Origin of the sequence: Methanoregula sp. (genome assembly GCF_049686655.1) — an archaeon.
Lineage (GTDB): Archaea > Halobacteriota > Methanomicrobia > Methanomicrobiales > Methanospirillaceae > Methanoregula.
On the sequence record NZ_JBAVIG010000078.1, the window covers coordinates 77,847 to 88,127 of the forward strand.

The following is a 10,281-nucleotide window of genomic DNA, read 5'->3' on the forward strand; positions in this document are numbered from 1 at the left end:
TTTCCGGGAGAAATTGCTGTGTTTTCCCTTAGGGATCACCAGTTTGATCGAAAATGACAATACATATATGGTTTTTTTCACCTACTATTGTACTGCCGTGAGAGGAGGGTTGGATGAAGACTGAGGTCCTAAGAGACATCAAGAAAGCTGAAGAAGAGTACCAGTCAGTGATCAGCAAGGCCCAGGAAGAGAAAAAGAAGAGACATTCAGAGGCCGAGCTTGAAGCTGACAATCTGGTAACGAAAGCGCAGAGCAATGCAGAACAGTACAAAAAGCTGAAACTGGAAGAAGCACGGCACCAGGCGGCACTTAAGCACGCTGAAATCATCAAAGGCGGTAACCAGCGCGCAGCAGCACTGAAACAGAAGGGCGAACAGAACCTTCCAAAGGCGGTGCAGCTGCTGGTTTTGCGGTTTAAGGAGCAGCTGCATGTTAAAGCCTAAGCAGATGAGCCGGATCCTCATCGCCGCTTCCCGGGACCAGATGGGCCCGGTCATAGCGGAGCTCTACCACCACCACCTGTTCCACATCGAGGAGTTTGTGGAAGCAGGAGCGGAAGGCTATGAGGGCTTCAGGATCGGTACGCCTCTTTCAAGTGCAAGCGAAGCGTCAGGCGACCTGCTGAAGATCCGGGCTATCGAGAACGCTATTGCCATCCGCGGCGATGACATGGAGCCCACAGCCCGGTCTTCACGGTCCGCACTCCGGACTCAGATCGAACGTGATCTTCCGGGTCTTGAACGCGAGGTCGGGGAACTGACCCAGAGACGTTCGAAACTTGAGATCCGGTCAAAAGAGTCCGAAGAGAAGATCACCGAGATCACGCCGTTTCTCAACATTCCTGCCGAGCTTGAACTGTTCCGGGGTTATGCGGGTTTCACCGTATATGCCGGGTATGTCACGGGCGAGGTTGTGCTCCCTGTCCCGTGTGAGCAGTTCTTCTCCAAAGGCAAAGAAAAGAATTTCCTTGTCGTGGTTGTCGCATCAGGGCAGCGCAGCGAGGTGGAGCGGGCCCTGCAGGCAGCCGCATTCCAGGCAGTCCCTGTCCCCGATGAGACGGGTGCCCCGCAGGCACGCATCGATTATTATACCGGGCAGATCGCGGACCTTGCAAAACAGATTGCTGACATCAACGGGAAACTGGATGCCGTCAGACAACAGCACGCCGGGTTCCTGGTCGCCTGTGAGGAATTCTTAAAAGCTGAAGTGGAGAAGACCGAAGCCCCGCTCCGGTTTGCGACCACAAAGCAGACCTTCGTTGCAGAAGGCTGGATCCCAACTGACAAGGTTGATGAAGTGAGCGAGTCCCTTGTCAGGGTAACCGGCGGCAGGATTTTTGTCACCGTTGTACCGATTGATCCGGAACACGATGCCGTGCCTGTCGAGTACAATAACCCGAAATTTGCACAGCCCGCACAGATGCTGATGGATGTCTATTCGAGACCGAATTATACGGAAGTGGATCCGACGCTGATGCTTGCCATCGTATTCCCGATCTTCTTTGGTATGATCCTCGGGGATGTCGGGTATGGCCTGATCCTTCTTGTCATGTGCTTTGGCCTGCGGAAATTTATCAAAGGCGAAGAAGGGGTTCAGTTCATAAGTGTACTCCGGAATGCCAGCATATCGAGCATCATCTTCGGCCTGCTCTTCTCCGAGTTCCTCGGATTCGAGCTCCCGTGGAGCCCGATCATCTTCTCCAGGCACCTGCTGATCGGCGGCGGTGCGGAAGGCGGTGCAGGCCCGGCAATTCCTGCACTCATGATCATGTCGATCTGGATCGGTATCCTGCACATCACGCTTGGCAGGGTGCTCGGTATGTACAACCATGCACAACAGGACCATGGCGAACACCGTATCAAGGCCGTGATGGCAAACTTCGGCTGGCTTGCGGTCATGTGGGGGCTGGTCATCGGCATCTGGTCCAATGTTGCCATGCCGTATATGCCCAATCTCACCGGGCTTCCGGCGGTTGCAGCCGCATTGAATGTCGGGACCGTTTCCGGAGCAGTACTCATCCTTATTGGCGTGGGATGTATCGCCAGGGACTCGATCCTTGAAGTGGTCGAGTTGCCCACCATCATATCCCATGTCCTTTCCTATGCACGTCTCGTTGCGGTCGGCCTGTCGTCGGTGGCCATCGCAATGGTCGTCAATTACATGTCGATCGGAATGTTCATCAATCCGGGTCTCAAGAGTCTCTCCATCGTCGGAATCGTCATGATCCTTGTCGGTATCGTGATCTTCCTGCTCGGGCATGCGCTCAACACCGCACTGGGCATCTTGGGTGGAGGGCTTCACTCGATTCGTTTGCACTATGTCGAATTCTTCACCAAGTTCTACAAGGGTGGAGGCAAAAGGTACGTTCCATTCGGAATGAAACGCAGATTTACGGAGGAATAAATTATGGTAGACGCAGGAACAGCAACAGCAGTAGCAGTATCGGCAACAGATCTCGCATCAATCCAGGCATCGCAGATGGGAATGAAGGCAATCGGCGCAGGTCTCGCCGTCGGACTTACCGGCGTGGGTACCGGTGTGGCCGAGATGGGTATCGGAGCAGCAGCAGTCGGTGCAATTGCAGAGAACAAAGACTTCTTCGGTCTGGGTCTCCTCTTCACCGTTATCCCTGAAACCATCGTCATCTTCGGTCTCGTCGTCGGCCTCCTCCTGTTGTTCTAAAGGAGAGGACAATGGGACTGGAAGCAGTAGTCGAAGAGATCAGGGAAAACGGCAGGAAAGAAGCGGACCGGATACGGCAGGAGTCGAAACAGGAAGTCGATCTTGTTCTCACAGCCGCCAGTAAGCGTGCAGGGGAGATCAAGCTTGCCGCAGAAGAGGAAGTCGCGAAACAGGCAACACATCTTGTAAGCCAGGATGTCTCTGCAGCAAATCTGCTGGTCAAGCGCGAACTGCTCAATACGCAGAAGGCCCTTCTTGACCAGGTCTACGAAACGACCCGGTCGGAGATTGCCAGCCTCCCTGAAAGTTTCCATCGGGAAGCTATCAAGAAGCTCCTCACCGAGGCAAAAAAGGAGATCCCGTCCGGGACCATCTATTGCACTGCCCGGGATGTTGCAGCCGCAAAGGCGGTTATTGCCGAACACCCGGAGTTTGCAGTATTCGCGGTCGGGGCGCCGGTCGCAATCGATGGCGGTCTTCTGATCGAGGGTGCGGGCGCCGAGTTGCAGATTGATTACAGCTACCGCACGTTCCTTATGAAGGTGTGGGAATCCGGGTTGAAGGATGCGTCGGATATCCTGTTCGGGTAAGGAGGTACAGGTATGGGTGTGAATATTTCAGCACCGTACATCTACGTTTGTACCAGGATGCGGGTGAGGAAGGCAAAGCTCCTCCCGCGTGAGGAGTACATGCGGATGCTCAACATGAGTATCCCGGAGATCACCCGTGTCATCGAGGAGACCGAATACAAACAGGAAATCGACGAACTCGGGACTACGTTCAAAGGCATGGACCTCGTGGAAGTTGCCCTGAGCTGGAACCTGGCAAAGGAATACCAGAAGATCCAGGAGATCACCCCGGGCACGCTCAAGGCATTTACCCGGGCATACCTCCGTCGCTGGGACATCCAGAATGTCCTGACAATCCTGCGTGGCAGGGTGCAGGGCGAGAAGACCGGGCGGATCAAGGAGATCCTGATTCCGGCTGGCAGCCTGGACAAGGTAATGCTCGACCGGCTGCTCGCCGAGGACAGCAACGACCGGATCATCGAGCTATTAAAGGGTCACCGGATGTACCCCGTGCTTGCACAGGAATACCCGGCTGCAAAAGAGAGCGGGTCCTTCTCCCGGATGGAGAATGAACTCTACAAGGATCTCTATGCGGAGATCATCGGCGATGCAAAGGCAGGAATCAAGGGCGGGGCATCGTTCCTCTCCTATATCCAGCTGGAGATAAACATCAGGAATGTAAAGACCCTCTTTAGGCTGCGGGCGGATACCGGGGCAGAGGATGTCCGGGAGATGTTTATCACCGGGGGGTCCCTGTCTGCAACGGATTTTGCAAACCTGAATGCAATCAAGGACCAGAACGAATTCATCGACCAGATTAAGGCAACGATCCGGAGCGACAGCCTGCATGCGCTGCTCGATGAGCTCAAAGGGCATAAGGCCATGCACGACATCGAGGTCAGGCTGACCCGGGTGCAGATAGAGCAGATGGAGAAGATGTCCAAGCGCAATCCCTTCTCCATCCACCCGATCCTCGTCTACCTTGAGAAGAAGAAGTACGAGGTCTTCAACCTGCGGGCGCTTACCCGCGGCAAGGAATCGAAGCTGCCCTCGGAGAAGATCGCAGAATACCTGGTGATGTAAATGGAGATCGCAGTAATCGGCAACAGTGAGTTCATCCTCGGGTTCCGGCTGGCAGGCATCCGCAAGACGTATGCTGCCGAGAATGATGAGAAGCTCAACGAGTACATCACCCGTGTGCTGCAGGACGGCGAGGTAGGGATTCTCGTCCTCAACAGCAGTGATATGGAGAAGATCCCCCGCAGGCTCCGCGCCACACTGGATAATTCGGTGAAACCGACCGTGATTGCTATCGGCGGCGAGGAGAAAGGTGGCCTGTCCATGAGAGAGAGAATCAAGAGATCGGTGGGTGTTGATCTGTGGAAGTAAAGAACAAACAAGCAAAAGAAGAGAAACACGGGGTTCTGAAAAGAATCGCCGGCCCTGTCGTAACGGCAGTCAACCTTGACGCCCACATGTACGATGTGGTGAAGGTCGGGAAAGAAGCGCTGATGGGAGAAGTCATCAAGATCCAGGGCGATAACGTCATCATCCAGGTATACGAGGATACCTCGGGTATCCGTCCCGGTGAACCTGTCACGAACACCGGACTCTCCCTTGCAGTCGAACTCGGGCCCGGCCTGCTTACCAGTATCTATGACGGTATCCAGCGCCCGCTTGCGGTGCTCGTCGACAAGATGGGCAACTTCATCGAGCGCGGTGTATCGGCGCCCGGTCTCTCCCATGAGAAGAAGTGGACCTTCAAGCCGCTCGTCAAGGCCGGTGACAAGGTCGAACCTGGTGCGATTCTCGGCGAAGTGCAGGAGACCAACATCGTCCATAAGGTCATGCTGCCTCCGAATGCGAAGCCGGGAACGGTCAAGACGATCAAGAGCGGAGACTTCACGGTCGATGAAATCATCTGTATTCTTGACGATGGCCGCGAGTACCCGATGATCCAGCGCTGGCCGGTCCGTGTCCCCCGTCCCGTAAAAGAGAAGATGAACCCGACGATCCCGCTGATCACCGGTCAGCGTATCCTCGACGGTCTCTTCCCGATTGCAAAAGGCGGGACCGCCGCAATTCCCGGCCCGTTCGGGAGCGGCAAGACGGTTACCCAGCAGCAGCTCGCGAAATGGTCTGATGCAGAGATCGTGGTCTACATCGGCTGCGGAGAACGCGGCAACGAGATGACGGAAGTTCTTACGGAATTCCCGCACCTCGAAGACCCGAAGAGCGGTAAACCGCTCATGGAGAGGACCGTGCTCATCGCAAACACGTCCAACATGCCGGTGGCAGCCCGTGAAGCATCGGTGTACACCGGTATCACGATCGCAGAATATTTCCGTGACATGGGATACGATGTCTCCCTGATGGCAGACTCAACCTCCCGGTGGGCAGAAGCGATGCGTGAGATCTCCTCGCGTCTCGAAGAGATGCCCGGAGAAGAAGGATACCCGGCATACCTTGCAGCCCGGCTCTCGGAGTTCTACGAGCGTGCAGGCCTGGTCAAGACGCTCAACGGGGCCCGCGGCTCGGTCTCTGTCATCGGTGCCGTGTCCCCGCCCGGCGGGGACTTCTCGGAACCGGTCACCCAGAACACCCTGCGTATTGTCAAGGTCTTCTGGGCGCTGGATGCCAAACTCTCCCAGCGCAGGCACTTCCCGGCCATCAACTGGCTGAACTCGTACTCCCTGTACCTCGAAGCCCTCCACGACTATTATGACAAAGAAGTTTCACCCGAGTGGAACAAGATACGGTCATGGGCCATGGAAGTCCTCCAGAAAGAGGCAGAACTCCAGGAGATCGTGCAGCTTGTCGGTTCCGATGCCCTGCCCGAATCAGAACAGGTAACGATCGAGGTCGCCCGTATGATCCGTGAGATCTTCCTCCAGCAGAACGCATACGACTCGGTCGACACGTTCTGTGACATGAAGAAACAGTACGATATGATGAAAGCGATCAAGACGTTCGCCGAACTGGCATACGCAGCCCAGCTTGCCGGTGTCAGCCCGGCCCAGATCAACGCGGTCAAGGCTAAGAACGAGCTGGCCCAGATCAAGTTCATCAAGGACTACAAGCCTGAACTGGCGAAGATCATGAAACAGATGGACGATGAATTCAGTGCACTGAGGTCGGCAGCATGAAGGAATACAGGACGATAAGCAAGATTGCCGGGCCGCTCGTCTTTGTCGAAAAGACCGAGCCGATTGCCTACGGAGAACTCGTGAACATAGTCCTTGCCGACGGCACAACCAAGCGCGGCCAGGTGCTCGACACAAGCGACGAACTCGTCGTTGTCCAGATTTTCGAGACCACTGCCGGTATCGGGAAAGACAGCGGCGTCCGGTTCACCGGCGAGACCATCAAGATGCCCGTGGGTAAGGACATGCTCGGACGTATCCTGTCCGGTGGCGGTAAGCCTATCGACGGCGGCCCGGACATAGTCCCGGAGAAGCGCCTCGACATCAACGGTGCCGCAATCAACCCGTACGCCCGGGGCATGCCTGCGGATTTCATCCAGACCGGTATCTCCACGATCGACGGGACCAACACCCTTGTCCGTGGCCAGAAACTCCCGATCTTCTCGGGTGCAGGTCTCCCGCACAACAATGTTGCGCTGCAGATCGCCCGCCAGGCAAAGGTGCCCGGCTCTACCGAGAACTTCGCGGTAGTCTTCGCTGCAATGGGTATCACCAAGGAAGAAGCGAACTACTTCATGCAGGACTTCGAGCGCACCGGTGCGCTGGAGCGAGCGGTTGTCTTCCTCAACCTTGCAGATGACCCGGCCGTCGAGCGTATCATCACGCCCCGTCTCGCCCTGACCACGGCCGAATACCTTGCTTTCGAGCTCGGTATGCACGTGCTCGTCATCCTGACGGATATGACCAACTATTGTGAAGCGCTCCGCCAGATCGGTGCGGCTCGTGAAGAAGTCCCCGGTCGCCGTGGCTACCCGGGATACATGTACACGGACCTTGCCAACCTCTACGAGCGTGCCGGTATGATCAAGGGCCAGAAGGGCTCCGTCACCCAGATCCCGATCCTGACCATGCCCGGTGACGATATCACCCACCCGATCGCCGACCTGACCGGTTACATTACCGAAGGCCAGATCGTGGTCAACCGCGAACTGCACCGCAAGGGCATCTACCCGCCCATCAACGTGCTGCCCTCGCTCTCCCGGTTAATGAACCTTGGTATCGGGAAGGGGAAGACCCGTGAGGACCACAAGAAGGTCTCCGACCAGATGTATGCAGGATATGCGGAAGGCAACGATCTCCGCGGCCTCGTGGCAATCGTTGGTAAGGACGCGCTCTCCGAGCGAGACCGGCTGCTCCTCGATTTTGCCGATCTCTTCGAGAACCGGTTTGTCCGCCAGGGATATGACGAGGACCGGACCATCGAGGATACCTTGAACCTCGGCTGGGACCTCCTCGCTACCCTGCCTGTTGAGCAGCTGACCCGTATCGACCGTGACCTGATCAACAAGTACCACCCGAAATTCCGCACTGGTGCAAAGAAGGAGTAAAAAATCCATGGCGCTGCGCGATATCAAGCCAACCCGCTCGGAACTGATCAACCTCAAGCGGAAGATCCAGCTCTCCCAGCGTGGCTATAAGATCCTCAAGATGAAGCGCGATGGACTGATCATGGAGTTTTTCAAGGTTCTGGCAGAAGCAAAGGACACCCGGGGTGATCTCCTCAGGAAATATGAACACGCCGTCCAGATGATGGCGATTGCAAACACCGTTGAGGGAGCAATTGGGGTAAAATCCGCGGCATTCTCTGTCAAAGAGGTCCCGCAGATTACCCTCAAGAGCAAGAATATCATGGGGGTCATCGTCCCCCAGATTGAGTCATCGAAGGTGAGAAAGACCCTCGCCGACCGCGGCTATGGCGTGCTCGGCACGTCTACGGTGATCGATGAGACCGCCTCCTCGTTCGAGGAGCTGGTCGAGGCGATCATCGAGAGCGCGGAGATCGAGACCACCATGAAGCGGCTCCTCGACGAGATCGAGAAGACAAAGCGCCGGGTCAACGCCCTGGAGTTCAAGGTCATCCCCGAGCTCACGGAAGCCCGTGATTTCATCAAGATGCGTCTTGACGAGATGGAAAGGGAAGAACTGTTCCGGATGAAGAAGATTAAATCCCGGAATACCGCATAACCATTTTTGGTGGTATGGATGCCGATTGGAACCATCATGGACCTGGGAGCCGAGGGAAAGACCGTTCTCCTCCGGCTCGATCTCAACTCTCCCATCGATCCCACCTCTAACCTTATTCTCGATGACAAACGTTTCCGGGAGCACCTGCCTACCATCCGTGCCCTTGAGAAGAGCCGTGTTGTGATCGTAACCCACCAGAGCCGCCCGGGAAAGAAAGACTTCACCACTCTCGAAGCCCACGCGGAGAAACTGGAACAGCTCCTCGGAAAACCGGTCCTCTACGTGGACAGCATCTTCGGAAGCCATGCCCGGGAGGCTGTGCATGCCATGAAGCCAGGCCAGGTGCTGATGCTTGAGAATGTCCGGTTCAATGCCGAAGAGAACCTGACCCTGAAACCGGAAGAAGCCAAGAAAACTCACCTCGTAAAAAAACTCTCTTCCATGGCAGACGTGTTTGTCAACGACGCCTTTGGTACTGCCCACCGATCGCAGCCAACGGTTGTCGGCCTTCCGCTCGTCATGCGGTCAGCAGGCGGGCTCCTCATGGAGAGGGAGGTCTCTCACCTCTCGCGGGTCTTCTCGGGCGCCCCCCGTCCCGTCTGCATGGTGCTCGGCGGAACCAAGGTGGACGATTCGATCGATGTTGCCCGGCACGTGCTGGACAACGGGATTGCGGACCAGGTGATCGTGATCGGTGTTGTCGCCAATGTCTTCCTGATCGCTGCCGGCCACAACATCGGCAAGCCCTCTACGCAGCTGATTACCCAGCTCAAATATGAGCCGGAGATCCAGAAGGCAAAAGAGATCCTCTCCCGATACAAGGATCGCGTTGTTATGCCGGAGTCGGTCGCTGTCCGGCAGGATAACCACCGCGTTGAATATCCCATAGATAAGATCCCCGATGATGCCCCGGTCCTCGACCTCGGTATGGATGCCGTTACCTCACTTGTCCAGACCATCAGGAAAGCCGGAACCGTGGTTTTCAATGGCCCGGCGGGTGTCTTTGAGGATGCTGACTTCGCTACCGGCACCTACGAACTCCTTAAGGCGGCCTCGAAAGTGGAGTTCTCGGTGGTCGGTGGCGGGCATACTGCAGCCGTCATCGACAAGCTCGGGATTGAGAAGGACTTCACCCACATCTCAACCGGTGGCGGGGCCTGTATTGAATTCCTGACCGGCAAGAAACTGCCTGCAATCGATGCTCTCGAACAGTCAAAAAAGATCTTCGGATAATCTCACTCTTTTTTCAGCATCGCGCCAAGCATGATGGCAGGAACAGGTTTATCGTACCGCTTCCGGGACACAACCGATGGCTTTCCTGCCGACTGTGTGATCGCGATCACCTCGTCCTCTGTACGTACCTGGACTACCGGGATATCGCTCCTGCGTTTCTTCTGCCGCATGGTGCTGAGCACGGCAAAAGAGAACGCAAGTGCTGTGAACATGAACAGGCAGATCGCAAAGAGCGTGGTGATGCCGAGGATCAGGCCAAACCGTGTCTCAAGGGAGATCCCCCAGACGCCGATCACAAAGAGTGTCCAGAAGAGTACTACTGCGATACGTGTGGACTCGATCGGGCTTGCAAGGCTCCGCTCGCGTCTCGATTCGTCCCCAACCGGGTAGCGGTCTATCATGGTCCCCAGACCGAGGAGACCAATACTGCACCCGACAGAAAACACCCCTACGATGGCAAGAAGCAACAGGTAGATCTCATTCATCCAATCACCTAGCGACAAACTCCTATGGTAGCCCGCGCTATAAAAAGTACTCCATAAGTATTATTTATGGAATACACTTGGCATTTTTGAATGACTTAAGGATTATTACGTGCGATTAACAGGCTATTTATAGTATTTTACCCA

11 protein-coding genes are annotated in these 10,281 nt (G+C 55.9%); 10 read left to right on the forward strand and 1 reads right to left on the reverse strand.

Translation table 11 applies throughout. The features are described from left to right. Positions 1 to 113: 113 nt before the first annotated feature. The 10 genes from WBL42_RS11535 to WBL42_RS11580 are packed head-to-tail and all read left to right on the forward strand — an operon-like array spanning position 114 to position 9,652. Complete coding sequence (locus WBL42_RS11535) at positions 114 to 443, forward strand: ATPase (RefSeq protein WP_424721428.1); 330 nt, start codon at positions 114 to 116, stop codon at positions 441 to 443. Next, positions 430 to 2,403 (forward strand): V-type ATP synthase subunit I, encoded by a 1,974-nt coding sequence (locus WBL42_RS11540; protein ID WP_424721429.1) that lies wholly within the window; start codon positions 430 to 432, stop codon positions 2,401 to 2,403. Before WBL42_RS11535 ends, WBL42_RS11540 begins: the two co-directional genes overlap by 14 nt. A 3-nt stretch (positions 2,404 to 2,406) precedes the next feature. Next, positions 2,407 to 2,682, forward strand: coding sequence for an ATPase (locus WBL42_RS11545; RefSeq protein WP_424028557.1), 276 nt, complete (start codon positions 2,407 to 2,409; stop codon positions 2,680 to 2,682). An 11-nt stretch (positions 2,683 to 2,693) separates the two neighbouring features. After that, on the forward strand, positions 2,694 to 3,272 hold the full coding sequence (locus WBL42_RS11550; RefSeq protein WP_424721430.1) for a V-type ATP synthase subunit E family protein: 579 nt from the start codon (positions 2,694 to 2,696) through the stop codon (positions 3,270 to 3,272). Between the two features lie 12 nt (positions 3,273 to 3,284). Next, positions 3,285 to 4,334, forward strand: coding sequence for a V-type ATP synthase subunit C (locus WBL42_RS11555; RefSeq protein WP_424721431.1), 1,050 nt, complete (start codon positions 3,285 to 3,287; stop codon positions 4,332 to 4,334). Further along, entirely contained in the window at positions 4,335 to 4,640 is a 306-nt protein-coding gene (locus WBL42_RS11560) for a V-type ATP synthase subunit F (RefSeq protein WP_424721432.1), read from the forward strand. Next, the gene (locus WBL42_RS11565; RefSeq protein WP_424721433.1) at positions 4,631 to 6,397 is read left to right on the forward strand and encodes an ATP synthase subunit A; all 1,767 of its coding nucleotides are present in this window, start codon (positions 4,631 to 4,633) and stop codon (positions 6,395 to 6,397) included. The genes WBL42_RS11560 and WBL42_RS11565 overlap by 10 nt, the downstream gene beginning before the upstream one ends. Further along, positions 6,394 to 7,782: an ATP synthase subunit B gene (locus tag WBL42_RS11570; RefSeq protein ID WP_424721434.1), complete on the forward strand. Its 1,389-nt coding sequence runs from the start codon at positions 6,394 to 6,396 to the stop codon at positions 7,780 to 7,782. The genes WBL42_RS11565 and WBL42_RS11570 overlap by 4 nt, the downstream gene beginning before the upstream one ends. Before the next feature lie 7 nt (positions 7,783 to 7,789). After that, positions 7,790 to 8,419, forward strand: a complete 630-nt coding sequence (locus WBL42_RS11575) for a V-type ATP synthase subunit D (protein WP_424721435.1) — start codon at positions 7,790 to 7,792, stop codon at positions 8,417 to 8,419. An 18-nt stretch (positions 8,420 to 8,437) separates the two neighbouring features. Then, positions 8,438 to 9,652, forward strand: a complete 1,215-nt coding sequence (locus WBL42_RS11580; RefSeq protein WP_424721436.1) for a phosphoglycerate kinase — start codon at positions 8,438 to 8,440, stop codon at positions 9,650 to 9,652. A 2-nt stretch (positions 9,653 to 9,654) separates the two neighbouring features. Here the strand turns inward: WBL42_RS11580 and WBL42_RS11585 are convergent, their stop codons facing one another. Further along, on the reverse strand, positions 9,655 to 10,137 hold the full coding sequence (locus WBL42_RS11585) for a hypothetical protein (protein ID WP_424721437.1): 483 nt from the start codon (positions 10,135 to 10,137) through the stop codon (positions 9,655 to 9,657). Positions 10,138 to 10,281: the final 144 nt, after the last annotated feature.